20 protein-coding genes are annotated in these 26,153 nt (G+C 52.6%); 12 read left to right on the top strand and 8 right to left on the bottom strand.

Features of this window, described 5'->3' with window-relative positions; genetic code table 11:
• Positions 1–19 precede the first annotated feature (19 nt).
• Positions 20–955, top strand: a complete 936-nt coding sequence (locus tag NH461_RS21530; RefSeq protein ID WP_261603016.1) for a universal stress protein — start codon at positions 20–22, stop codon at positions 953–955.
• Between the two features lie 595 nt (positions 956–1,550).
• On the opposite strand, the gene NH461_RS21525 is transcribed toward NH461_RS21530, so the two are convergent.
• The 5 genes from NH461_RS21525 to NH461_RS21505 all read right to left on the bottom strand — a co-directional run bounded on the left by NH461_RS21525 (position 1,551) and on the right by NH461_RS21505 (position 7,466).
• Positions 1,551–2,861 (bottom strand): GlyGly-CTERM sorting domain-containing protein, encoded by a 1,311-nt coding sequence (locus NH461_RS21525; protein ID WP_261603015.1) that lies wholly within the window; start codon positions 2,859–2,861, stop codon positions 1,551–1,553.
• Positions 2,855–4,933: a TonB-dependent receptor family protein gene (locus tag NH461_RS21520; protein WP_261603014.1), complete on the bottom strand. Its 2,079-nt coding sequence runs from the start codon at positions 4,931–4,933 to the stop codon at positions 2,855–2,857. Before NH461_RS21520 ends, NH461_RS21525 begins: the two co-directional genes overlap by 7 nt.
• Before the next feature lie 4 nt (positions 4,934–4,937).
• Entirely contained in the window at positions 4,938–6,413 is a 1,476-nt protein-coding gene (locus NH461_RS21515) for a GlyGly-CTERM sorting domain-containing protein (RefSeq protein WP_261603013.1), read from the bottom strand.
• A gap of 43 nt (positions 6,414–6,456) precedes the next feature.
• Positions 6,457–6,948, bottom strand: a complete 492-nt coding sequence (locus NH461_RS21510; protein ID WP_261603012.1) for a hypothetical protein — start codon at positions 6,946–6,948, stop codon at positions 6,457–6,459.
• A 95-nt stretch (positions 6,949–7,043) separates the two neighbouring features.
• A complete protein-coding gene (locus NH461_RS21505) occupies positions 7,044–7,466 on the bottom strand; it encodes a CopD family copper resistance protein (RefSeq protein ID WP_261603011.1) in 423 nt (140 codons plus the stop codon).
• Positions 7,467–7,592: 126 nt separating this feature from the next.
• Between NH461_RS21505 and NH461_RS21500 the strand changes: the two genes are divergently transcribed.
• The 10 genes from NH461_RS21500 (at position 7,593) to NH461_RS21455 (ending at position 22,094) form a co-directional block, all read left to right on the top strand.
• Positions 7,593–8,348, top strand: coding sequence for a Crp/Fnr family transcriptional regulator (locus NH461_RS21500; RefSeq protein ID WP_261603010.1), 756 nt, complete (start codon positions 7,593–7,595; stop codon positions 8,346–8,348).
• 383 nt (positions 8,349–8,731) lie between these two features.
• On the top strand, positions 8,732–14,857 hold the full coding sequence (pulA, locus tag NH461_RS21495) for a pullulanase-type alpha-1,6-glucosidase (RefSeq protein WP_261603009.1): 6,126 nt from the start codon (positions 8,732–8,734) through the stop codon (positions 14,855–14,857).
• Positions 14,858–15,070: 213 nt separating this feature from the next.
• Complete coding sequence (locus tag NH461_RS21490; protein WP_261603008.1) at positions 15,071–15,688, top strand: plasmid pRiA4b ORF-3 family protein; 618 nt, start codon at positions 15,071–15,073, stop codon at positions 15,686–15,688.
• A 194-nt stretch (positions 15,689–15,882) separates the two neighbouring features.
• On the top strand, positions 15,883–16,506 hold the full coding sequence (locus tag NH461_RS21485; RefSeq protein ID WP_261603007.1) for a glutathione S-transferase family protein: 624 nt from the start codon (positions 15,883–15,885) through the stop codon (positions 16,504–16,506).
• A gap of 156 nt (positions 16,507–16,662) precedes the next feature.
• Positions 16,663–17,127: an ASCH domain-containing protein gene (locus NH461_RS21480; protein WP_261603006.1), complete on the top strand. Its 465-nt coding sequence runs from the start codon at positions 16,663–16,665 to the stop codon at positions 17,125–17,127.
• Positions 17,128–17,294: 167 nt separating this feature from the next.
• Positions 17,295–18,080 carry a polysaccharide lyase gene (locus NH461_RS21475; RefSeq protein ID WP_261603005.1) on the top strand — a complete coding sequence of 262 codons (786 nt, stop codon included), beginning with the start codon at positions 17,295–17,297 and terminating at the stop codon, positions 18,078–18,080.
• Positions 18,081–18,282: 202 nt separating this feature from the next.
• Positions 18,283–20,337 (top strand): PhoX family protein, encoded by a 2,055-nt coding sequence (locus NH461_RS21470; RefSeq protein WP_261603004.1) that lies wholly within the window; start codon positions 18,283–18,285, stop codon positions 20,335–20,337.
• Positions 20,338–20,446: 109 nt separating this feature from the next.
• The gene (locus NH461_RS21465) at positions 20,447–20,785 is read left to right on the top strand and encodes a DUF2834 domain-containing protein (protein WP_261603003.1); all 339 of its coding nucleotides are present in this window, start codon (positions 20,447–20,449) and stop codon (positions 20,783–20,785) included.
• Between the two features lie 87 nt (positions 20,786–20,872).
• Positions 20,873–21,268: a MerR family transcriptional regulator gene (locus NH461_RS21460; protein WP_261603002.1), complete on the top strand. Its 396-nt coding sequence runs from the start codon at positions 20,873–20,875 to the stop codon at positions 21,266–21,268.
• A 10-nt stretch (positions 21,269–21,278) separates the two neighbouring features.
• A complete protein-coding gene (locus NH461_RS21455; RefSeq protein WP_261603001.1) occupies positions 21,279–22,094 on the top strand; it encodes an SDR family NAD(P)-dependent oxidoreductase in 816 nt (271 codons plus the stop codon).
• Between the two features lie 104 nt (positions 22,095–22,198).
• Here the strand turns inward: NH461_RS21455 and NH461_RS21450 are convergent, their stop codons facing one another.
• The 3 genes from NH461_RS21450 to NH461_RS21440 all read right to left on the bottom strand — a co-directional run bounded on the left by NH461_RS21450 (position 22,199) and on the right by NH461_RS21440 (position 24,720).
• Complete coding sequence (locus tag NH461_RS21450; protein ID WP_261603000.1) at positions 22,199–23,131, bottom strand: PA2778 family cysteine peptidase; 933 nt, start codon at positions 23,129–23,131, stop codon at positions 22,199–22,201.
• A gap of 62 nt (positions 23,132–23,193) precedes the next feature.
• Positions 23,194–23,580 carry a DUF6627 family protein gene (locus NH461_RS21445; protein ID WP_261602999.1) on the bottom strand — a complete coding sequence of 129 codons (387 nt, stop codon included), beginning with the start codon at positions 23,578–23,580 and terminating at the stop codon, positions 23,194–23,196.
• Between the two features lie 213 nt (positions 23,581–23,793).
• Positions 23,794–24,720 (bottom strand): NADP-dependent oxidoreductase, encoded by a 927-nt coding sequence (locus NH461_RS21440; RefSeq protein WP_261602998.1) that lies wholly within the window; start codon positions 24,718–24,720, stop codon positions 23,794–23,796.
• A gap of 289 nt (positions 24,721–25,009) precedes the next feature.
• Between NH461_RS21440 and NH461_RS21435 the strand changes: the two genes are divergently transcribed.
• Positions 25,010–25,927, top strand: coding sequence for a LysR family transcriptional regulator (locus NH461_RS21435; protein ID WP_261602997.1), 918 nt, complete (start codon positions 25,010–25,012; stop codon positions 25,925–25,927).
• Positions 25,928–26,153 lie beyond the last annotated feature (226 nt).

The raw sequence follows: 26,153 nt of genomic DNA, 5'->3' as shown, positions 1-26,153 counted from the left end.
TAATATCTGAGGAGGTCCTATGATTTTTCGTCACCTGCTGCTTCCTATTGCCCCGGATCAACCGCTGGGCGATCTCTTTCAGGATGTGTTGCAAATTGCTGATGCCCAGTCGGCCAAGGTCACTCTGGTGACGGTCATTGAAAATTTTGATGAATTGAAAGTGATCTCCCAGTATTCCAGCAAGGTTTTGGGCTTGTTGGATGAGGCGACGAAAACATCTCACCATGCCCTGGAAAAGCAAGTCCAGCTGTTGAAAGCCAAATATCCGAGTATCAAGTTCTCGGCGATTATCCGGCTAGGGATACCATTTCTTGAAATCATCAGGGCGGCTGATGAGGTTCAGGCCAGTATGATTGTGGTTGATACGCACCGTCAGAATAAAACACAAGCCTGTCAGCAGGGAAGTACCACCCGTCATCTAATGCGTAAGTCGGCTCTCCCAATTTGGTCCGGTATTTACCATCAGTCACCGATCCGCCGGGTTGCTGTGGCTGTGGATGTCGCCTTTCCGGAGCAGAGCGTCTTTAACAAGAAAATTTTTTCGCTTGCCTTAGAAGTATGTACATTAACCGGGGCCGAGCTGATTTTGCTTCATGCCTGGCATATCGATTTCAAGGGATTAATTCGGAAACTGGGGAGTTACCGTGATCTGGATGTCGACTTAATTTCGAAGGAGATTCGGCTAGAGCGCGCCGAGAGAATGAAATCGCTCCTGGCACCGTATACCCACTTGCCGGTGAGGCAGCAAATTAAGCTATTGGAAGGGGAAGCAAAAGTGGTCATCCCTTGTTTTGTGAAGGATAAAGCGATCGATATGGTGATCATGGGTTCGCTGTCTCGGACCGGAATTGCCGGCTTTTTGATTGGTAACACCGCAGAGTCTATGCTCGATCAGCTCAGTTGTTCAGTGCTCACGCTCAAACCCGATGCGTTTCATTCTCCTGTGCTGGATTGAATAACAGTATTCTGGCGACATTCCTTCATTGACCTGTCGTGGCTCATGACGAGTGAGGCGCCTCTGGACAGGTGCAGCTGCGCCTTAGCTCATGGCGCTTGTAGTCAGTAATACCCTAAGTAATACCAATCGCAGTAAATAACTGGTTATCCTAGCTTGTTCAAATGCTCGATAACTGCGTTAGAATTTTTGATTGTAGAATAACTACTTATCTAAAAACTCAGCCTTGTTCTCAACCATTATTCCTGCGCTATTTCTGATCACTTACTTTGATTGGTATAAGTCCCGGGTCCCGGACTCTGATTTTTATTAAAACACATCTTACCTGTACAGTGGATCCATATCTCATCACCGTTTGGCTGACTGGACTGGACCACTACAAAAATACAAGCCGGAAGGTTTGGGTTTTTTGTATTTAACGCTCTCGAAAGTGCTGCGCACTTTTTCGCGGGCATGAGTGCCGGATCATCGAGTCTGCTGGAGCGCCAGCCCGGCCTTTCCGCCACTACAACGAATGCTTAGTCGAAGGACTAGGCCTTTTTTGTATGTCTTGAATTTGTGTTTGCCCTGCGAGCAAATGAGCCTCGTGAAGTCGTTACGTCGGGTGCGAGCGTGTGGTGTCATGGTATAAGGGGCGTCGCCGGACACCGGTGATGACAAGGAGGATGGGGAGTAACCATGGTGTGAGACTGCCGCCTGAATCGTCGACATTGACATTGCCTAGGTTGTTTTCAGCGAGCGCGAGGGTGAGCCGGTAGCTTTGTGTCTCGGGATCAAAGGCGATCCAGCCGGGATCGGGGCTGAGCTGCAATGATAGCGTGTGGGCATCGGATTGATGCCAGACGCCTTCGGGGAGTAATTCATACTGATATTGGGCCTGCGTGTTGTAGCCATAGACCAGTAAAGACTCCGGGAGCGTCTCGCTGAATCGTAACCGGACGGTATGGCCGGATAATGTGCCAGTGTCGAGGGTCACATTGAATCCGATACTGCCCCATTGATAGTCAATACCCGGGTGCCCCAGCGTGGAATCCCGTTGTGGAAAATCATCACTATTATGCTGGTTGTCGATTGCCTGTTTCATTGATGCCAGGGTGATTTGACTCAGAGACAGGCCGCTGCTGGCTGCAAGGGTCAATCCTTGCTGGTTTTCTGTTTTTAGTCCGGAAGCAAGTGCTGCGTTGTTGGCGTTGTCACCATATTCCAGGGCATCGATGACTGAATCCTGATCTGTGTCTAACGGTGCGGTGAGCATTGGCCCCACCTCCGTGCGATCTGGTATGCCATCCCGATCGGTATCGGGATTGAATGGGTCTAAGTTGAGTTGGTCTTCTTGCGCGTCGTCCAATCCATCCTGATCCGTATCTTTGCCAAGCTCAAACAGATGACCATTCAAATCCGGTTCGACGGTTAAGGGAAATACATTGGGGATTTGGGTGCCCGGAATGCCATCTGCGCCGCCTGCGGTTTCCCTGTCTATGGTTGTGAGCTGAAGTCCGGCATTATTACGGGTCACCTGAAAGGTCGTGCTGGTATTCGCCATCGGACTGCCAAGTCCGGGGTGGTAGATCTGGAGCGCGTAGTGCAGGGTGATCGTACCGTCTTGGTTACGGTCAAACAATAAGATATCCGCTTCCGGATCGGCGTTATTCGGATCATGTAAGGCATAGTTAAATCCGACCGAGAGGGTTGTCCCGCTGATTTGAGCCTGATCGGTATTGAAATCCCATCGCCATTTGGCACGCTCAACACCAACGCCCAATACACTGCCGGTTGGTGCTGCCCGCATGGTGAGCTGGTACTCGCCTTCAAAAATGCCGGTATCTGGTATGTTTGCCAGACTCTGGCCGGAAAAAGCGAGCCCCCAGTATAAACACCCAATCAGCTTCAGTGTTTTAATTACCATGTATATTTAGCTCCAAAAATTGCGTTGAACCCCGGACCGGGAATGAATGTGGGCAGGTCAGGGGCTCCCTGTCCCCGGATAACATAGGCGGTTTGATAGCTGGTATTGGCCAGGTTCTGAATATCCAGGAAGATGCTGAAGCTGTGCGATGGCTCATAAGCCACTTGCAGGCCAAACAGCAGATAATCGTCCTGGGTATTGTCCTTGTTATTTAAGTGGTCGGTGAAGGTCTCCTTGGGTTGCCAGGTAAAGTTGGGCACCACGCGCCATCGCTCCTGATAAAGCACATCGAGATGTCCCTGAATGAGGTGCTCCGGGATCCCGGCAATTAGGTTGCCTTGATACTGGCCTTCTTGAAAGAAAAAGTCACTCCAGTTGTAGAGGAGCTGGCCAGACAGTTTAGCCTGATCAAATTCAGTGTCGTAGCGCAGGGTCGTTTCTAAGCCATGGTGGATGGTGTGGCTGTCGTAGTTGATGGTTTTTCCGTTGACGGCGAAGTCACCAACGACGGCAATCAACTCATCTTCAACGACTGCGTAGTACCAGGATGCGTTCAACTGAAATGGTTGGGGGGCATAATGTAACCCGAGTTCGACGGTCGTCGCACGCTGAACCGTGAGCGGGTTGATATACACGTGGTTATTTAACGGGTCGGTCGGGTTTGCGGAAATTGTTGCCAGTTGCCAGAAGTTCGGTGCTTCAGCGCTGCCGCTGAGGTTACCGTACAACCGGAGGGTCGGACTGGTCTGGTAAGTCAGGCCGACTTTAGGATTGAAGCTCTGGTAATCAAAATGGCTGTCGAGTACACCGGCGTTCATTTTATCGGTAATGTCACGATCGTTTTTAACCCATTGCAGGGCGCCGATCACGAATAGATCCGGCCAAAGTTCATGGCGAACCTGAGCACCGAGAACGATGTTGCTGGCGTGGAAATCCAAGTCGGCGAACGGATCCATTAACGTGCCGTCGATTGGATCCACTGACGCGAAGGTGCGGGGCATGGTGCCATAATTGGCCGACAGAAAAAGCAGATACTCCGTTAGCCGGTAATCTTCCTGCAGGGTTTCAAATCGGCTGCTGAGATCAGCACCGATATTCAGGTGATCGGTTTCTGCCTGGGTCAGCGGGTTGCGAAACGTATCCTCGAGCTGTTCAGCATAAAGCCCAACCTGATGCTCGCTGGTGGACTGTTGCCAGATTGTTTTGTTGGCGAGCCGAATTTGCCGGGTATGCCGGAAAGGCTGTCGGACCGGAATGTTGAGTAGCTCATCCATCGGCTCATGACCTTCCCCCATCACCTGATCAGGGTTGGACTGAGCCCGTGCCTTGGGCAACAGGAAGGGGATTTCGAACTTGTTTTCGGTGAAATTGAGGGCTGTCCGTGTGGTCCAGTTCTCGGTGCGATAGCCGAAGTTAGCTCCCACAGACTGTCGATCTGCACCGCTGTTGGTTCGGTAGCCATCCTGTTCGCTATGGTTGAGGCTGAGGAGCATATCCCAACCCCGCATCGTTTGAGCCAAGATGGCACCGGCTTTATAGAAGCCGAATGAACCGGCTTCGAGAGAGAATTCACTGGTATGGTTCAGCCCGGTTTTAGGATGGAAATTGATCGCGCCTCCCAGCGTTGTTGCTCCGTACCGCATGGCATTGGCCCCCCGATAGACGGAGATGAGCTGCGCTTGCTCCGGGTCAATCAGGCCGATAACAAAAGAGCCGTCGGCTTGGTTGAGAGCCAGCCCATCAGATAACAGCTGGATCCCCCGGTTGACCGGGTTATCCTGTAAGCCGGAGCCACGAATGTTGATTCGTGGTTGATCATTGCCGCCGAAAAATTCCTGTACGACAATCCCCTGTTGCTGACTGAGGACCCGGGCCAGCGAAGACTGGCTTCCGCTTAGGGTTTGTGTGTCGATCAGGTTGGTTCCGCCAGGCACCGTAGCCAGCTCTTGCGCCATGAGCTCGGCTTGATGGTTTTCCGGCGAGTTGCATGTTACCACCATAGTTTCCTGCGCCGCCTCTGATGGCGTGGCAGCCGCCATGACAGCAAAGGTGAAAAATAATCCTTTTTTCATGAGGTTATACTTTTCCGTGAGTTCGTCTGTAACCCAGCCAGCTCAGGAATGTGAGTACTAGCCAGCCCAGACTCCCGCCGCTGCTGGTCTGTGCCACAGGTGCTTCCTGGTTTTTGCCGCTCCCGTTGTCTGAGGGCGTTTCTGGGGTTGTGGGCTCTGCCGGGCTGAAATCTTCCGTGGTACCGAAGACGAGGCCAACGGAAAAATACTCATCCAGTGCTTTGGCATTCATGGTGAGCTCAAGTTGACCGGTTTGATTGATCTGGTACTCAAGCGGTTCGTAACTGACGGCCTCTTTTTTCGCCATTACATCGATTTTGATCTGTTTGCGATAGATCGTCAGATCTTCAGGGAGCTGATCAAACGTCAGTTCGAACTGATACTCGGTCATCATCATTGACGTTTGTGGATCAAGGTTGAAAGCAACTTCGCCTAAATCCCAATAGAGGGGTTTGCCATCTGCGGTGGTTTGCGGGATCGGCTCACTTTGTAGAAGTAGCCCCAGGCTTTCGGGTGTTTGATAAGGACTGTAGTGGGTTTCGAGCATGTCAATGTCGTCTTTTGAGCGGATCGTCACCCGGTGGTAGCCCCCCAATGGTACTCCGGCCAGCTCTTTGGCATCGGTGGCGCTGGCGCCGGGTTCAAAGAGATCGGCAATACCATCATGATCGCTGTCTGTCGCCCGAACGATTGCCGGCGCTTCAATGGTGTCGCTCAGGCCATCGCCATCGCTATCGCTGAGGGTCGGATCCAGTCGCAGTAACTTGGCGAGCTGATCGGAGATACCGTCTTCATTCGTGTCGGTCAGATCGTCCGCGATCATCTGCGGGGATTGGTATTCAACCTGAACCGTCGCCGGAAAAACATCTTCAATCCGTGTTCCGGGGACATTATCTGACTCAATGCCAACTTCGACATCCGCAGTTGTAATCGAAAGCGAACCGTCTTGATTGGGGATAATGTTAAAATAGGTTTGTGTTTCACCAATGGGATAATTCACATCAATTGCGGGTGGCATTTGTAACTGCAGGTATTTCTTATGGGCGTATTCCACCCGGAACAATCCGCTTGCCTCATCATATGTAAACGGCATCGTGATCTCTGTCTTGTCTGTGATAAGGACAGATTGATCAGGTCGTTTATTTTCGGTTTCGGCCAGGTTGAATGCCTGGAAAGGTACATGCAGGCCGATAAAAGTTCGCAGGATCCCGCCACCGATGGTGACCTGTTGATTGTCAAAATCCCAAATCCAGATCCCGTGTTTAAAAGTGCGCCCCAGAATATTATAATGTTGGCCGTTGAGCTCTCCTTTGAAAATTGAATTTAAGGGCACTCCCCCGAATCCGGCACCATCATGGGCGTTCATGGTGAGCTGATATTGGCCGACATAAGTCCCAGTAATTGGGCTGGCGAATGTTGTGGTCGAAAATAATGCGCCTGTGATGACAGCCGGCATGATGAAAGCAGTTTTCTGTGTCATGAGAAGATCCTTCAGGAGCAGGCGGCAATCCGCCTGCAATTGATTAGTTCGCTAAACCGATCCAGTTCAGTTCAATATCCCGCGGGAAAATACCGGTGATGGGTTCACCAGCGACCCCGTCACCATCGGCGTCCAGGGTTTTTATTTCTAACCCGAAACCCGTGTCTGTAATTTCAAATGTTGAAGAGGTGTTGGCCTGAGGGAATCCGTATAACGGGTTGTATGCCTGAAAGATATATTGGATGGTATAAGTTCCGTCACCGTTATCTGTCAGGTTGATGGGTGGATGGGCGGCATAACCAATCGGTAGTGGCGCCAGGTGGCTGCGGATAAACCCAGAGTTGATTGTCACAGTTTGGCTATCGAAGTCCCATTTCCACTGATATGACTGCACACTTTTAGCCATCAACTCATTGGCTGTTGTCCGTACTTCAAGGTTGTATTCTCCGGCATAAGTTCCGGATAGGTTGGCTGTGCCGGCCGACGAAATGGCAGAAAAACAGGCCAGGGCCAGGCAGGCGATAGTCGATTTCATATGAACCTCTTAGTTGTTATTGAGAATCATTTGCATTATGTGTGGTGAATGACGGTTCACAAATGACAAATGTCAACGGCCCTGAAAAAGTGAAATTACCATTGGATGTAGTACATGCCCTTGGCCAGAATAATAATGCCCAACATGTGCACAAACACGCTGAGGTGGGTATATTTGAAGCGTTTTGACGTCATATTGCCGCAGATCGAGTATTTCATGGCGAGTATGAAATGAACCAGCACACTCAGGGCGAGTGTGATTTTGATTGTCAGCAAGGTAGAAAAGGAAGTCGCGAAGGGGGAAGGAAGCGGACTGAAGTGCTGGTATCCCATCATTGCTCCGGTGATAAACAGCGTAGCAATCACAAAGGGCATGATCTTTCGGCCACGTAAATGAATCCCTTGTTCGACCAGCGACATACTTTTGGTCGGAAGGTAAGGCCGAATGCCTTCCAGGATCAGGACTTCAAATGCGACAATGCCGATAAAAATGGAAGCGCAAAGTAGGTGTAAACTCACAAGAATACCGTAATACATAACAGCTCCGAAGTGGGAATAGTTGATAAATCTATATGATATTGATTCTCAATTAGGTTATCATTTTTGTTGGATTCGCAAATGATATTTGTCAACGGTGAGAATGGAATGGATACACTGACGCATCAGCTGATTGAACGATCGTTTATTTTTTCCGGGGTGAGTGTTGAAACAAAAGTGTCGCTGTGTAAAGGCATGCAAGTGGTCAACTTCAAGCAGGGCAAGCACTTGTTTCATGAAGGCAGTGATGCCAAACGCTTTTATATTATTCAGTCGGGTGAAGTGACTTTGTATCGTTTATCTCCGGAAGGTGATGAAAAGGTATTTCAGCTTTTAGGCACAGGTGATGCACTGGCAGAAGCGGTGATGTTTATGCGGCCCAGCGTGTATCCATTGAATGCAAAAGCTAAGCATGATTGTGTGATGTTGTCATTTTCCCGGGAAGTTTTATTGCAATTTTGCACTCAAAATTCTGATTTTGCTTTTCAGTTATTAAGCGCGATGGCATCGAAGTTGAGCCAGGCGGTGAATCGGGTGGATCAACTGACGTTAAAAGGCGGCAACCAAAGATTAGTTTCCTATTTGCTCGAGCTTTACCAGGAGCAAAAAACGGATTGGTTACATTTACCCGTCGCACATCATATTCTGGCGGGTCAGCTCAATATTGCGCCAGAAACATTATCGCGCTTATTTAAGAAATTAAAGCAGGAAGAAGTGATCAGCGGAAAAGGAAATATCGTCGTTTTATTGGATATTGATCGAATGTGCGAGTTGGTGAACCTGCCGAATCCATTCCGGGGACCGGAACAGCCGCATGGTCAGGTTTTTAGTGGCTGTTGTAATTTAACTGGCCGCTGGATTTAATCAGCGACCTGGTTGATGAAACATGTTGTGACTTTGTACTAATTTTTAAATTTCTCCCCAAACTCTTAAAGATGTCATTAACTTTCATGAACTGACGATGAGCTTACGCCGATTGTGATGTTTCTCCCTTTTCTGTTGCCCCTAAAGAAAGTGAAATAATGCTTCGCCCAAACAAAGTGTGATGATTATCAATGACGCTCGTTTCTACGCCTCCCGTGTCCTCCCCCTGGTGCGAGGGGGCGGGGTGAGGCGAGTCCATCCTTGATTTATTTACCCTGTCTGAAAGGGGGCTTGCGCGCGTGATCCGGTGTAGTGGGTTGGGTTTGGCGTGCAATCACCTCGATTTGTTTAAGGATTATGTTCAATAAATCAGTGGGATAGTAATGAAGACAAATCTAACCAAGCTGGCGGTTGCGGTTGCGTTGGCGTCGGTGGGGGCACTGGCGGGATGCGGTGATGATGCGACGCAGAACAATGCTGATACTTCGCAACCGAAGGTCGAGATGCAAACCGAACTCAGTGTTCAGGCGATGGACGGGTATCTGCAAAAGGCGCAGGTATGGCTGGATGTGAATCGTAACTTCGCTCTGGATGCCGGGGAGCCGCAGGCGGTGACGGGGAAGCAGGGTAAAGCGACGCTCGATCTGAGCGAGTTTAACGGCGATCCGGCGCAGTATCCGCTGATGACCCGGGTGCTGAAAGGTCAGACGATTGATGAAGATAATCCGGGTGTTGCTGTGACCCGGGACTATCTGATGATGGCGCCCGAGGGCTATCAGAAAATCAGTCCGGTGACGACGCTGATAGGCCTGAAAATGGCTGAGGGTGCAACAGCAGAAGAAGCCTTGGCTGCCGTGCGCAGTGAGCTGGCGCAGCCGGATCTCTTGCCTGAGCAAGACTATATCGCAGAGAAAAATACCCTGTTGGCGGACTCGGCTCGGGCTTTGGCGCAGTTGCTGCCGGAGCAGTTGGGGAATAACAGCGTTGCCGAGCATCTGGAGAATCTGTCTCAGGGGGCGGAAACTTTGGGGCAACTCATTGCTGAGCAGCGCAAGAACAATCAAGCACCGGACCTGAACGGAAAAACCCTTCGTCCGGGTGCCGGTGGCAAACCGGTGCTGGCGACCGATAGTGATGGTGACGGTGTTGCCGATGAGATTGATGCATTCCCGAATGATCCGTTGGAAAGTGCGGATTTCGACCAGGATCAGATTGGTGATCACGCGGATGTAGATGATGACGGCGATGGCTGGAATGATACAGATGAGCTGCGCCTCGGCAGCGATCCGTATGATGTCAAGTCTACTCCGGCGGATCTGGACGGCGATAGGATCGCGGACGCCGATGACGAAGATATTGACGGCGATGGCTGGTCGAACGCTGATGAAGTGCGACTCGGCACCGATAGCCAGGATCCATCCGTAGCACCGGCAGATCTGGACGGAGATAGGGTGGCTGACGTCGAGGACACTGATGTTGACGGTGACGGGGCGAATAACGAACAAGATCGGTTCCCGCGTGATCGCTTTGAAAGCCAGGATACCAATGGCGACGGTCTGGGGGATTTTGCCTCCAGTGATGATGATGGCGACGGTATCCCGGACAGTATCGATCCGGAGCCGAAAAGCCCGAACAATACCACTGATACCGATGAGCCGGCCCCGCAATACACCGAAGCGGTGATCCACTACAAGCGGGATGACGGTAACTACGAAGGCTGGGGACTCCATATCTGGAACAACGCCAGCTGTGACAGTATTGCTGACAGTGCTCTGGAAGGGATGGATTGGGGCACGCCTTTCCTCGCCTCTGAAATCAGCGATGAATACGGCGCCGTCTATCGCCTGCCGCTTAAAGCGGAACATGCCAGCTGCCTGAACTTTATTCTCCACAAAGGGGATACCAAAGCACTGGGTGGCAACGATTTGCAGTTGGATCTCACCAAAGGGAACCAAATATATACCTTTGATGGCAACAGCACCCTGTATTACGAGCCAGTGACGGAAGTGCCGGTGATGCTCTCGGGTGCATCCGCGCACTGGCTGGGCGTCAATGAGCTGTCCTGGCATGAACAAAATGGTGCATCGCGTTATGAGCTGTGGGCGAACCCGCAAGGCAATGGCGATATCAATCAGCCAGCGCAGTTTGAGCGGCTACCGCTGACACAAGCCGGTAGCACCAACCATGGCGACTTCCTGCACCTGACTGGCCGCACCGGGTTTCACCTGAACGTGGAAGCAGCACAGGCCAAAGCCCTGCTGAAACAGCAGCTGATTGCCGTGGCGCTGGTTGAGAACGGCAAAGTCCTGGCGGCGACCAAAGTGCAGATCCCGGGTGTGGTGGATGCGCTGTATACCGCAGGTGCACAGGATGCTGATGAAGCGCGGCTTGGTTCGTGGCTGGAGAATGGCCAGGCCCAGTTTGCCTTGTGGGCACCGACCGCAACCGCAGTCGAGTTGTATCTCTACGGCGAAGACAAGACCCCGCTGGCGGACACGCCGCTGGCGCTGATTGAAGATCCGACGACCGGGATCTGGCGCTATACCGGCACTGCGGATCTCAAACATGTGTTCTATCGTTACCGGATCAAAGCCTATCATCCGAAAACCGCTCAGGTGGAGTGGATGAGCACTACCGATCCGTATTCGTTGTCAATTAGCACCGATAGCCGTTACTCGCAGCTGGTGGATCTGTCCGATCCGGCCACCAAACCGGCGGGATGGGATGAACAAGTGATCCCGACCCTGACCAACCCGGAAGATAATATTGTCTATGAAGTCCACATTCGCGATTTCAGTGCCAGTGACAGTAAAGGGACCCCGGCATATGACGGCAAATACCTGGCGTTTACTGAAGAAGATCGCGACAGCGTCAGCCATTTGAAGCAATTGAAAGCAGCCGGGCTGACCACGGTCCATCTGTTGCCGAGTTACGATCTGGCCTCGATTGCCGAAGATGAAGAAAAACGAGTCGATCTGAACGATACGGTCGGCAAACTGTGTGAATTGAACCCAAAAGCCAACTTGTGTCAGGACGGTACGCCGCGCACCACCACCATTCTGGCGCTGCTGGAGCAGACCGATCCGGCAACAGATCAAGCGCAGGCGCTGATGGCGGATATCCGTCCGCTTGACAGCTTCAACTGGGGTTATGATCCGTTCCATTACAGCGCGCCGGAAGGCAGCTATGCGGTCGCCAGTGATGGTATTGCCCGGATTAAAGAATATCGTCAGATGATCCAGAAACTGCATGAACTGGGCTTCCGGGTGGTGCAGGATGTGGTCTATAACCATACCTATTCTTCGGGTCTGTATGACAAGTCGGTGCTGGATAAAACCGTTCCCGGTTATTACCACCGCCTGAATGCGGAAAGCGGCGCGGTTGAGAATTCTACCTGTTGTGACAACACCGCTTCTGAGAACCGGATGTTCGAAAAACTGGTCGCAGATAGTGTGGTGATGTGGGCTCAGGACTACAAGATCGATGGCTTCCGTTTCGATTTGATGGGTCACTTGATGAAATCCAGCATGGAGAAAGTCTATGCCGAGGTGAAAGCGGTCGATCCGGACAGTTGGTTCTACGGCGAAGGCTGGAACTTCGGGGAAGTCGTGAACGGCACCCGGGGTGAGAATGCCACTCAGTGGCCGATGGCCGGCACCGGGATCGGCACCTACAATGACCGTTTGCGTGACGGCGTGCGCGGCGGCGGTCCTTTCGACAGCGGTGATGCACTGCTGCAGACCCCGGGCTTTGCCAATGCCGGTGATCGATTCGATGCGGCGCTGATGTCGCGGATGGATCTGATCCGTTACGGCATGGCGGGGAACCTGCAATCTTACCCGCTGGTGACCTACAGTGGCATGACGGTTTCTGGTCGCGACTTCAAGTACGGCGATCAGGGCGCGGCCTATACCCTGGATCCGCAAGAGTCGATCAACTATGTGTCCAAGCACGATAACCAGACTCTGTGGGACTTCAACCAGTATAAAGCGGCGGCGGATGTCTCGGTCGAAGATCGGGCGCGGATGCAGATTGTCGGCCTGGCGCCGGTGATGCTGGGACAGGGGATCCCGTTCCTGCATATGGGCTCAGAGCTGTTGCGCTCTAAATCCATGGCGCGGGATAGCTATGATTCCGGCGACTGGGTGAACCGGGTTGATTTCAGCAAGCAAACCAACAACTGGAATGTCGGGCTGCCGCGGGCGGATAAAGACCAGGCCAACTGGGATGCAATCAAGCAGATCATTGCTAACCCGAACACTATGGCAGGGCCGCAGGAAATCACCTGGACCGATGCCCGGTTCAAGGAGTTGCTGCAGATTCGCTCAAAGACGCCATTGCTGAAATTGAACGATGAACAGGCAGTTCTGAATCGAGTCCGCTTCCACAATACCGGCCCGGACGCCGCGCCGGGAATGATTGTGATGAGTGTGGATGACGGCGTGAACGCCGGCGCTGATCTCGATGCCAATTACCAGGCGCTGGTGGTGGCGGTCAATGCCAACCTGAATGCTCAGTCGATCACCATTGACGGGACCAGCGGCTTTGAGCTGCATCCGGTTCTGGCAAACTCGGACGACAGCAAAATCGGTCAAGCCAGCTTTACCGAGGGCACGTTTACCATTCCTGGTCTGACTGCCGTGGTGTTCGTGAAGCCGCAGGCGGGCGAGCAAGGCGAAGGGTTGGGCGGCAACCTGGCACCGGTGGTGCCTGCGCCGTACGGCAGCGAAGTGGTTTATGTGCGTGGCAGCTTTAATAGCTGGTCCGCCGATGAAGCCATGCAGTACATCGGCGACGGTAAATACAAGCTGGAGCGTTATTTCGAGCCGGGCGTGTATACGTTCAAGATTGCCAGCGAAAACTGGAGTTCCGTGAACCTGGGTTATGCGCAGCTGACGGCAGGCGATAGTTCGGTGAGTTTCGAGGTTGATGGCGAGAACGTCAAAGTGACGGTTACCGAGCAGGGTGTCTGGGTGTTTGAGCTGGATGCCAGCGAGACATCTCAGCCGGCACTGACGGTGAAATCTACCGGGCAGGACTATGCCTGTTACGGCGGTGACGATCCGGCCTGTGATTTGCGGATCTATCAGGTCATGGTGGAATCCTTTGTCGACGGTGACTCCCAAGCCGATTATACCGACGGTTACGGCTCATCCCACCACCGTGGTGACCTGCAGGGGATTATCAATAGCCTGGATTACATCCGGAGCCTGAATGTCAATGCGATCTGGCTGACGCCGGTGTTTGACTCCTGTGCCGGTGTAGGCGGCAATCTCAAGTTGGATGCAACCGGCTATTTTGCCTGCGACTACTTCAATGTTGATCCGAACTTCGGGACGAAGGCGCAGCTGAAAACCCTGATTGATCAGGCGCACGCCAAAGGGATGTACGTGTTGCTCGACGGGGTATTCGGCCACACTAACGTCACCGGTGTGAAACCGTCACCGACAGGAAAACAGCCGACGCTGAAAGCCGGTGCAGATGGTTATCCGGGCCAGTTGGTGGTCTATCCGGACAGCAATAGTGTTGAGTTCTTCCAGGAAGTCGCAATTTACTGGATCAAAGAATTCGGCATTGACGGTTGGCGCCTGGATCAGGCCTACCAGCTGCCGTTGGCGCAGTGGCGCGAGATCCGCTCGGCGGTCGACGCGGCCGCTGCGGAGAACAAAGCGGCCGGAAAAACCTGGGGCACTTTGGGCTATATGGTCGGGGAAACTTGGGATGGTGCGGAAGCCATTACCCGGACCACATACGGGACGGATGAAGCGCCGGGCCTGTCGTCTGCCTTCCATTTCCCGCTGCGTTATGGTCTGGTGCAGGCGCTGGCGGTTGAGGAATCCGGCGCGTCCGGGGATGCGACCAAGCTGAATGCGTTCTGGAATGCGATGTCGAATTACCCGTACCATGCAATGCCGAACCTGATGCTGGGCAACCATGACCTGGTTCGCTTCGGAGATCTGATCCAGCGGGGCAACAAAGGCGAGTACTTCCAGCGTCACAAGGCCGCGTTCAGCTTTATGGCTGCCTGGTCCGGTCCGATCACTTTCTACTATGGTGATGAGATTGGTGATGAAGTGCCGGACTTTGCCGCCAAAGTGACCGAGAACTGTGCCAACCTGGGACTGTGCGATGACCATGTCGCGCGCTCCAGTGCCAAAGTCGACGGCGTTACGGACATTACGCTGAGCGCTGAGCAGGCTGAGCTGAAACAGTGGCTGGCACAACTGATGGCTGTTCGCGCAGAGCATCCGGCGCTGTACAAAGGTGAGCGCCGGAATCTGGCGCAATCCGAAGTACTGTATGCCGATCTGAAAACCTTCGGGGAGCAGCAAGTGGTCTATGTGCTGAACGTCTCGACTGAGCCGCAGACCCTGAACCTAGAGATGAGCAAGGTGAAACCGGCCACGGAGCTAGTGGATCTGATGAGCGGTGAGGTGATTACGGTGCAAACTCCGGAAACGGCGATCACCGTCCCGGCTCTGACCGGAAGGCTGCTTGAAGTGAAATAAGCGCTGGTTGTTCGCCAGCTTTCACTCGTAAATCCCTCGGTTGACACCGAGGGATTTTTTTATTCGTGCGGCGTCGTGATAGGCGTTTAAATCTATGTGCATCAATGGCATAGTTACTTTTCGGCAGTGATGGGGAGCGAGGCACAGTGAGAATGGCTGTGGTTAGAATTGGTGCCGCTCGGTGTATTTATGATTAAGGTTTGGGGGTGAGTGGTGTATCAAAAAATTCTTCGGTTCAGAATTTCATTATCGGGGAGTGAGCCTGAGATTTGGCGTGAGATAGATGTTCCCGACCATTATCAATTTTGGGAGCTACACGTCGCAATTCAAGATGCGATGGGTTGGTTAGATTACCATCTATTTACATTCTCACCGAGAAAGCAAGGGCCAACGAAAGGCAAGCCCATTGGTCTTCCTGAGTCAGAGCATGATGACAGCCTGATCGCTGCATGGGATTTGCCTGTCAAAAAATATTTTACCACGTTAGGAAATACGATTGATTATATCTATGACTTTGGTGACAACTGGCATCATGAAGTCATGCTGGTTGGGATGTTTTTAGCGCCAATGGACTCTGATTATCCTCAGTGTTTAATTGGCGAGAGAGCCTGTCCACCTGAAGATTGTGGCGGGATGTTCGGATATCAGAATCTGTTAGAAGTCCTCTCTGATCAAGAACATGAGGACTATGCTGATATGGTCGAGTGGCTGAAAGGTCATGCAAAAAATTATTGGCCGTATAAGCCGGAATTATTTAAATGCAAAAAGGTGAAGTTTGCCGATCCTTATTTACGTTGGTGTAAGGCGTTTAATCAGCCTTATGAACCATAATAGACCCTATTCGCAATTTAAGTGGCTGAAAAAAAATGATTTTTGAACCATGAAGCGTTGCTCAGAGTCCGTTCGTATACCGTTTTTTTTCATGGGTTGATCTCATTGCGAAAGTGCAACGTATTGGATGCAGTGTTCATATCACGGCAGGGCATATCGTGCTGCCGACAACCATGCAATTTACAGGAATTCACATGATCAAACTCCACCACCTCAATCAGTCACGCTCAAAACGCATCATCTGGCTTTTAGAAGCGTTGGACTTGAACTACGAGATTATCCCGTATCAGCGGGATGCCGAGACGTTCCTGGCGCCGCCGGAACTCAAAGCCATTCATCCATTGGGCAAGGCGCCGGTGATTGAAGATGCGGGGCAGGTGATCACCGAATCAGGCGCAATCACTGAGTACCTGATTGACACATACGGCGCGGACAAACTGGCCCCGGCGCGCGGCACCCGGGCCTATACCGAATATCTGCAATGGCTGCATTTCGCCGAAAGTTCGGCCATCCTGCCGTTATTGCTCAAGATGTTCGTGGCTAAAGATGGTGCAAAAACGAACTTCCTGGCCGATTATGCGGATGCAGAAACCATGAAGGTCCTGAACTATTTCAATGATTGCCTGGCCGGGAAGAGCTACCTGGTGGAAGCGCGCCTGACCGGGGCAGATGTCATGATGTCTTTCATTGTTGAGTTGGTGCAGATGTACGGCCTGGGCGAGCAGTTCCCGAATATTCAGCATTACGGCGAGCTGCTGAGCGCGCATCCGGGCTACCAGCGTGCCAATGCGTTGGAGCAGCAATACAACGCCGGGTAGGCATGTGTTGTTACGTCCGGGAAGATGGTGTTCTCGGGCGTGTCCTCTCGCTTATTGATTTCTATCTATTTGTTATCAAAGAAAATATATCGATAGGTCTTCGGGTTGTGATAGCCTTCCAGGTTGATCAATGTACAACTCAGGGAATCACACGACATGGAAGTAAAAGCGCAGCAGTATCTCGACAGCTACCTCAACACGCTGTCTGAAGCAGATCGGCAACGTCATAACTCGTTCAGTGCGGATTATTTCTGCGCGGATGAAGTCAATGCCAATCTCTGCGCCGAATTGGTCACCAGTGGTGCTAAAACCGCTACGTGCAGTATGAAGTATTGGTATGAGGACGGTGGCGAAACCATGCCGCAGGCCGGGCACCTCCAGGTGGTGACTGACTGGCACGGCAATCCGAAAGCAATTATTAAAATTACTTCCATCTGTGAATGCCGTTTTGCTGATGTTGGGGAAGACTTTGCCCGCGCCGAAGGGGAAGGCGATCTCAGTCTTGCATGGTGGCGTAAAGCCCATTGGGATTTTTTCTCGGCCGAATGTGATGAAGTCGGCATCGAACCCTCTGAGCAGATGGTTCTGGTGTTAGAACATTTCCAGGTGGTCTGTTCGTAATATTTTCTTTGCTCTCTTCGTGATTGGTTTTTTAAGTATTTCATATGGATACGTTTGAGATCTCGACGGGGGCGTCAGTTGACTTTGAGGCTTAGCATTATTTTGCGTTGAAGCTTGTCTCCACTGTGGTTAAATATCTGTTAAATAACAAGCAGGGACTCATCTTCATGAAATATTTTGGTGGCGTATGTCTGGCGCTGAGCATGTTGGCAGGATGCTCGTCAGTTGATCGGGGTGACTTCGGCAATTTTCAGCGCTCGCTCAACGACAAGAGTTACGGTTATACCTTAGTTACTGATCCGTTGGATCCGAATAACCCGAGGCCGGTAGAGCGGTTTGAAGTGCGTAGCGGGGATTGTTCTCGTGATAAAGACTGGGATGATTGTCATCATGATCGGGAACGCAGTGAACTTAGCCAACGCACCAGTCGCGTTGCGAATGGTGATGAAGTTTGGTACGCCTGGGAGGTATATTTCCCCGTGGATTACCAAAATCTGTATCCCATCAAGAGCGGTATGGGGCAATTTCATCAGGAAAAAGCGCCGCCGGTCTTCATGTTTCAGAATCAGGCTTATCATAAATTCACAGAACAAATTACCAAGGGCGGCTATCACCTCGACTACCAAATCGGCGGGCAAACCGACACCATGTGGGAGCTGTTAAAAGACGAAGATCTGCGTGGGAAGTGGCATCGCATCGAAATTCATGCCAAGTGGTCCAGTGATTATGACGGCATTTTTTATGTTTGGGTGAATAATGAGCTGAAAGTCAAATTCCATGGCCGCACGTTGGAGAACAAGCGGGCTTATTTCAAATATGGAATTTATCGGACCCATGTTTCACGCTACAAGCGCTACCACAATACAGACACGGTACCGACGCAAGTGGTGTATTACCGCAATGTTGCAGCCGGTGATTCGAGAGCAGAAATCCAGCCGGAAATCTTGCAATAGCATCGTTTGAAATCGCTGTCATCAATGGTACTGAGCCGTTGGGATCCCAGCGGCTTTTTCATGTCAGGAAAGCGCAGTCTTCGGGTAATACTTCATATAAATATATGTGCATATTTTCTTCATCAAACATCAATCAATCCGTCACACATTTACTTCAGCCTAGATGCCTTTAAAACAACAACTTAATAGCCAAGGAAAGTAAATGAGCAAGGCAGTTTTTGATCCCAAGCGTTACAACCGCAGTGATAATACCTCTTTTGATGAAGTGCTCGATGCCTTTGTCTCTCGCCGAAAAATCCTCAAAGGCGGGATGGGGCTCAGTGCCATGGCGGCCATGGGGGCGTTTGGTCTGGCCGGATGTAACTCATCGTCGGATAGCACAACAGCCAAGACCGGAGAAACCATCCAACCTGTGACTTTAAAGTTTGAGTCGATCCCCGGCGCGCTGACCGATGCCGTCCATGTTGCTGAGGGGTACACCGCGCAGGTGCTGGCCCCATGGGGCACGCCACTGAACGGGATTGCCAAGGCCTGGCAAAACGATGGCAGCAATACCGCGATGGATCAGGCCAATGCCGTCGGCATGAATCATGACGGCCTGCACTTTTTCCCGCTCAATGACAGTGCAACAGACGGCTTGTTGTGCGTGAACCACGAATACATTGAAATGGATGAACTCCACCCGGATATGGCGGCGACCTTTGATCCGGATGGCAGCCGCAATGACGTCGATGCGGTGCGAAAAGAGATTTTTGCCCATGGGGTGAGCGTGATCCACATCGCCCTGGAAGGTGAGCAGTGGGTGGTGAAACAAGATACTCGCAACCGCCGTTATACCGGGGCCAGCACGATGGATATTGCCGGGCCGCTGGCAGCGACTAAGCACGTAGTGACCCCGTTTTCGCCGGATGGCAGCCAGGCGCGCGGCACTTTGAATAACTGCGGCAATGGCTATACGCCTTGGGGCACGTATCTGACCTGTGAAGAAAACTGGCCGGGTTATTTTGTCAATCAGGGTGTCACCACTGCTGATCAGGACCGGATTGGCATTTCATCCGGTGCCGATGCGACCGGACGCTATCGTTGGGAAACGCTGGCGGGTAACGCGGATGAGCGTCTGGACGAGTTCCGCCGTTTTGATGTCACCCCAACCGGTGACAGCGAGTTGAGCGATTATCGCAACGAAGCCAATGGCCACGGGTATATCGTAGAAATTGATCCATATCGCGCCAACTCCCGAGCGGTGAAACGTACAGCGCTGGGCCGTTTCCGTCATGAAGGCTGTACGTTTGGCACGCTGGAAGCGGGCAAACCGTTGGTGTTTTACTCAGGCCACGACTCACGCTTTGAATATATGTATAAGTTCGTCTCAGACTCGGTGTGGGATCCGGCTGATGCTGATTCAGTTGATCGTCTGGGAACGGGCGATAAATACATGAATGAAGGCACCCTGTATGTTGCGCGCTTTGATGCGGATGGCAAAGGGGTCTGGCTGCCGCTGACGCTGGATGGTATCACGAAGGATAACGGCACACTGGCCGATCATTTCAGCACCCAGGCTGAGATCATCCTCAATACCGCTGGCGCGGCAGACTTGGTTGGTGCGACACCGATGGACCGTCCGGAGTGGTGTGCGGTCGATCCAATCACCGGCTCGGTTTACCTGACCCTGACCAATAACACCAAACGGACTGAAGAAACCGGCACCAACCCGGCCAACCCGCGCTTGATGAACAAGTTTGGCCATGTGATCCGTTGGGACGAAGCCGAAAACCACACCGACTTCACCTGGGATATCTTCGTCTTCGGCTCGGCGGCCGATGCCTCGGAAGAGATTAACCTGTCCGGCCTGGATGAGATGAACCAGTTCGCCAGCCCGGATGGCCTCGCCTTTGATTCACGCGGGATTCTCTGGATCCAGACCGATAACGGTGCGGATGAAGTGGAGAATTACACCAATGATCAGATGCTGGCCGTGGTACCGTCGAACCTGAAGGATGCCGATGGCAAGCAGAAAACCATCAGTGCCGAAAACCAAGGGGAACTGAAGCGTTTCTTTGTCGGTCCGAACGGCTGTGAAGTGACCGGGTTTACCATCAGCCCGGATCATCGCTCGATGTTTGTGTCGATCCAGCATCCGGGGAACTGGCCGTACAGTGACAATGCGGCAGAAGCAACGCCGGAAGGAACGACGGTTCGTGCCCGGGCGTCGATCGTGGTGATCCGTCGCCAGGATGGTGGCGAGCTCGCGGTATAACGCAGATTTTCGCTGTGATCTTCTCAGAGCCGCTGTCTACTCAGCGGCTCTTTTGTGTATAGTACCTGTGTATTCTGTGACCAATACCGTTTTCGACAAGGAGGTCGACATGGCAAGAACTTATCTTATCTTCACGCTGTTAGGGATCCTGCTGCCTTACGGGGCATTTCTACCTTGGCTGATGACACACGGGTTGGATGTGATCCGGCTGATCCAGGATGCTATCGCTAACCCAATTAGTATCTTTGCCTGGCTGGATGTGGTGGTTGCTGCACTGGCGCTCGCGACATTCATTGTCACAGACGGCAAAGCCCATGGGGTGCGGTTTCGCTGGTTGGCCCTGATCGGGACGTTCACCGTCGGCGTCTCATGCGGCCTGCCGTTATATCTGTATCTGAAAGAAAAACAGCAAGGCGACGTTGGGGAGATGCATGCACAGCGCGGCTAGCCGGTGGTGTCACTTGTTCCGCAACTGATGGTGGATCATGGATGAACGATGGGTTGCGGCTTTGTTTATCAGGATATTGGAGCTCATATGTATATCGGCGCATTGGCGAAACAATCCGGGGTGAGCATTAAAGCCATCCGGTATTACGAAGACATCGGTCTGATCAAGGCCCCGCAGCGGGAGGGGAAGTACCGGGTTTATGATGAAAGCTATTTGCCGGTGCTGGCGATGATCAAACTTGCCAAAACCCTGGGGTTTACGCTGGAAGAGCTGAAAATGATTGCCCGGGCAAAAACGCAGCAGGGCCTGATACCGATGGATCTGCTGACCACTGAGATCAACCGAAAGCGGGCACGCCTGCTGGAGCAGATGCAGCAATTAAATGCCATGTTGGAAGGCTTGACTGAGCTAGAAGACAGCGTGCAGGAATATAATGGCTGTCTTTTGCAATCTTTACCGAAAGCGGTTGACTCTCCGGTATAGGGGAGACTTTATGCTGGCACCTCAAATACGAATAATTGAGGTGAAACGGATGAAAACAGCATTGATTACCGGCGCAACATCAGGCATTGGACTGGCTTTTGCTGAGTTGTTGGCCCAGCAAGGTTACGGGCTGATTCTTCATGGCAGAAATGTCAGGAAGTTGAGCGAATTGAGCGCGTCTTTACCGAATGTACAACTGACGCTCGTCGCCGACCTATCATGCAGCGACGAAGTGACGGCAATGATTGAACAGTTGGAACAGGTTGAGCAGCCGATTGATGTGGCCATCAACAATGCGGGCTTTGGCTTATATGGAAAACATACTGAGCTGAAAGAAAGCGATATTTCGGCTATGCTGGCTTTAAATGTGAGTGCGCTGACCCGGTTGAGTCGCTATTTTGCTGAACGTATGGCAGTGCAGGGGAGCGGTCATATTCTGAATGTCGCCTCGACAGCCGCGTATCAGCCCCAGCCTTATTTTGCCGCCTATGCGGCCACCAAAGCCTATGTCGCCAGTTTTACCGAAGCGATGGCGCTGGAAATGAAATCAAGCGGCGTGAGTATGACGTGCCTTTCTCCGGGGCGCACCGATACCGGTTTTTTTACCTTTGAGGGTAAAGACGACGCGAAATCGGGCACCGGCACGTTTTCGGCCAAGCATCGTGCCCATCCCCAAGAAATTGCCCGGCTTGGTCTCAAAGCGATGTTTGCCGAGAAACTTCGCGAAATACCGTTGTTTGAAAATAAGTTCTATGTGTTTTTGAATCGGTTGTTGCCCCGAACGACCATGTTGAGCATCTATGAACGGGCGATGAAGAATATTTAAGCGGCTTGGCTTGAACAATTCCGCCGGGATTTTTGCGCACATTCAGGCGTGGCGGTTCTCTACCTGAACGGGTCTAGCGGTTTCGTAATGTCAATCCGAGGGAACTATTGCGGGCAGGATAAAACCGGACAGTCTTGGTTCATTTCAATGCCGGTGCCCTGCAATTCTGCGAGGCTTTGCCTGAGTGCCGGATCGGTTGGGTTGATTTGAATGGCGCACTGAATTGCGTTCAGTGACGCAGCCTGGCATCCCCGGGCGCGAAGGCCATAAGCATAGTTATTCCACAGCTGAACCTGTTGCGGATGGTATGCCAGCCCTTCGCCAAAGGTTTCGACGGAGCGTTTAAATTGCTTTCGCTGGTAATACAGGTTCCCTAAGGCTAGCCATAAGAGCGGCTCATCTTGCCATTGAGCGATTGCTGTTTGGTAGGCGGTCGCTGCCAGTTCGGGATGCAGTGTTTCAATATCATGCACGAGACGCAGATAACCGGATGCGTTGGCGGTGACGGGGAGTTCATCAGGCCTGAGGGCGGCGATGGCCCAGCGTCCCGCACGTGCCCAGGTTTGCTCAAAGGTGCCGATTGGCATCACATGGCGGCGTTCTGTGCCAGAGCGTAGCGTGACTGTATTTTGGCTCAGGTCATAACCGATGAGCACGGCATAGTGCCATTGGGGGTACCAGCTCAATCCCAGATTTTGTAGCACCAGCACCGGCTGTCCGTTTGCGATTTCAGTCAAAACCGTAGTGAGATTGCCATCCACTTGATAAGGCAGGCGCTTAAAACGACGGGTGGTGGCGATCATATCCGGCTGTAAACTCCCTTGCCGCTTGGGAAGGTAGACATACGGGGTCAGCGCATCCGGGGTGGTTTCAATACCGGACGCTTTCAGTATCGTCGCCAGTGCCGCAGGTCCGCACTGATAACGCGCCTGTGAAAAAAACGGGGTGTCATCCAGTTCTACGTTGGCAGGCAGCGACCGCTCTGGGTCGATTTGCGCACGCCATGACCCAGGCGCGCTGCAGCCCGAGAGTAACACGGTGATGACGATACCCCAGACGTGGACACGCCGAAAAAGCAGGAAAAGAGGGGAGCACGCCGTCAATTGACTGGTCTGATAAAGGGAAACACGTCTGTTGCGCCGAACAGATCCGTGAACACCAAGACGACCACAATTAGCCCGATCACACTGAGAAAGCTCTCGCCGGCCGGCATGTCATCCAGGTGATCATTGAGCATGGCAATCTCTGCATCGGTCATGTGACTGATCCTCTCGGCAGCCAACTGTGCATCCACCCCATATTCAGCCAACTGAGCGCGCAGTTCATCCTTTTGCAGCATCGACAGGAGATTGTTGCGATCGATATTCCTTTGCTGTATCTGGATCGCTTCTCCGGTGGTGATCATCGCCGCCTGTGCCACGGGGAGTTGGATCAAGCTGAACAACATCACCAAAGCGGCTGTCATTATTTTTGTCGGCTGTTTCATCCGCGTGCTTCCTCAGTAAAATCCGGGAGAATTTCCTAAGTATAGAAAAAGAAGCGAGTTGGTCTTGTTTCGGCCAGGAACTTTTTGAACGCATCCGGTGTTTGAACTCAGGATGGTGAGCATAAATCGTGGTGTCTGGCAGCTTGTTTCTGACAGAGGGCCAGGCCCGCCGGGCGGGCCTGTTGCTTGACAGGACACTTTCCAATGGCATCGCTAATCCATGGTCAGAATGATTTTCCCCACTGCGCGTTTGGACTCGCTGCGCTGATGGGCTTGTGCGGCTTGTTCAAGCGGGAAGACAGAATCGATCTTCAATGACAACTGCCCGTCGCTGAGTAGGTTGGCAATGTGGGCCAGTTTATCGTGGACCGGCGTGACCCAGACACGCTGGAATGTGACGCCACTGGCCTGGGCGATCTCCGGGTCAATTTCACTGAGCGTCGAGACCAGCTTGCCGCCGGATTTGATGACCTTGAGCGAACGCTCCAGCAGACCTTCTTCGCCGATGGCAGCAACAACGAGATCGATATTGCTGACTATGGCTTCAAACTGCTCGCTGCGATAATCGATGCACTGATCGGCGCCCAGCTCACGCAGATAAGAGTGATTTGGAGCCGAAGCGGTCGCAATAACACGGGCACCGGCCAGTTTGGCGTACTGAATCGCAAAGGCGCCGACCGCACTGGAGCCGCCGTGGATTAGAACGGTTTGCCCGGAAGAGACCTGGCCCAGGTCGTGAATGGCCTGCCAGGCGGTCAGGGACACCATGGGTGTTCCGGCGGCTTGCTCAAAGCTCAGCTTGTTGGGTTTTTTCACCACCAGTGCGCTGTCGACAATCACCTGCTCGGCATAAGCGCCCGGTTGGCCGATTGGGATCATTGCCATTACTTCATCACCGATTTGCAAACCGTGTGAATCGCCCGCAGTCTCCAGCACCACCCCGGCAACATCCCAACCGGCAATCAGGGGGAGAGAGAAAAAGCTTTCCAGCATCCCGGCCCGGACCATGGTATCGACCGGATTCACGCTGGCGGCTTTGACCTGGATTCGCACTTGGCCGTCTTCGGGTTTCGGGGCAGTGATTTGGCTGATACTGAGTTGGTCTGCTGGCCCGTATTGGTTCATAACGATTGCTTTCATCTTGTTTTTCCTCATTTTGTTTGGCTTGAAATCATTATGTTCTGCTACAGTCATGTCGTAAAATTGATGGTTGATATAGATATCATTCCATCTGGGAATGAGTGGTGCGCTGACGTGCAGTACCGCTTTAATGTGTCGAGGCGTCCGAGCCTCCAAGCACTAAAGCGTTAAGGCGCTAATGCACTAAAGCGTCAAAGTGCCAATGCGCCAATGCGCCAATGCGCTAAAGCGTCGAAGTGCTGAAGCACCCGGGGTAAGCAAGGAACTGCAGGAAAAGAGATGAGGGAAGATGGCCAAACTTGATATTAATCTGCTGGTGATTTTTGATGCCATTATGGCGGAGCAGTCGGTGACGGCAGCGGCTGATCGGCTGGCGCTGACGCAGCCTTCGGTTTCGAAAGCGATTTCGAGGATGCGCTATGCCTGGAAAGATCCGTTGTTTGTCCGCGATGGGCGAGGGATTAAACCGACGCCGAGGGCAGAAGTGCTGTGGCAGGAAATCCGCCCGGCGATCCAGACGCTGGTTCATGCGACCACCGAGCAGCGGTTTGAGCCTGCCAGCAGCGAACGCACGTTTCGTATTGCGTTGACCGACGGCATGACCCGGATGCTCTGGCTGCCGCTGCGCCAGCGGATTGAGCAGCAGGCGCCGATGGTGAATTTGCACGCCATGCCGTTTCGCGGCAACGGGGAATCGCTGCTGGTCGACGCCGAGGTCGATCTCGTGGCGGACTATTATGAAAGCCAGAATCGTAAGATTGTGCGCCAGCACCTGTTTGATAACCGCTTCACCTGTCTGATGCGACCGACACATCCGCTCGCCCAAACCGCCCCGTCGCTTGAAGCTTTCGCTGGCGCTGAGCATCTGATGGTATCGCTGTCCGGCAATACCGGCAGTGTGGTCTGTTCGGCGCTGGCAAAACACCAGTTGCAGCGACGGATTGCGATGACGGTGAACAGCTTTGCTGCGGCAATCGATTTGATCAAGCAAACCGATCTGATCTGTGTGCTGCCTTATCCGGTGGCCCATCATGACATTGTTGCCGAAACCCTGATCAGCCAGCCGCTGCCGCTGGATGTGCCACCGGCACCGATTAGCCTGGCCTACCACATCCGCTCCGAAGCGGATCCCGGCGTGCGCTGGTTGCGCCAGCAGGTACTGGAAATTATTGAAGACATGCGGCCGGTTTTGGATCATGTGCCATAGCTTGAAACATTTGATTGTTGAGTCAAATTGACTGAATCACCCAAGGAATAGGAACAAGGATGGAAAGCAACACACAACCAAGTAAACCAGCAGTCTCAAGTTTTACGATCGGCCCATTTGAGCCATCGGAAACCGAAGCAGTCACCGCGCTGTGGCGTGAATCTGGAAGGACGTGAGGGGGAAGGGATGCGCCCTCACCTAGTTTATGCGCGCCTTTAGGCCAAAT

The organism is Photobacterium sp. TY1-4 (assembly GCF_025398175.1).
In the GTDB taxonomy this organism is placed as follows: Bacteria; Pseudomonadota; Gammaproteobacteria; order Enterobacterales; family Vibrionaceae; genus Photobacterium.
This window is presented reverse-complemented; position numbering and strand designations above follow the sequence as displayed.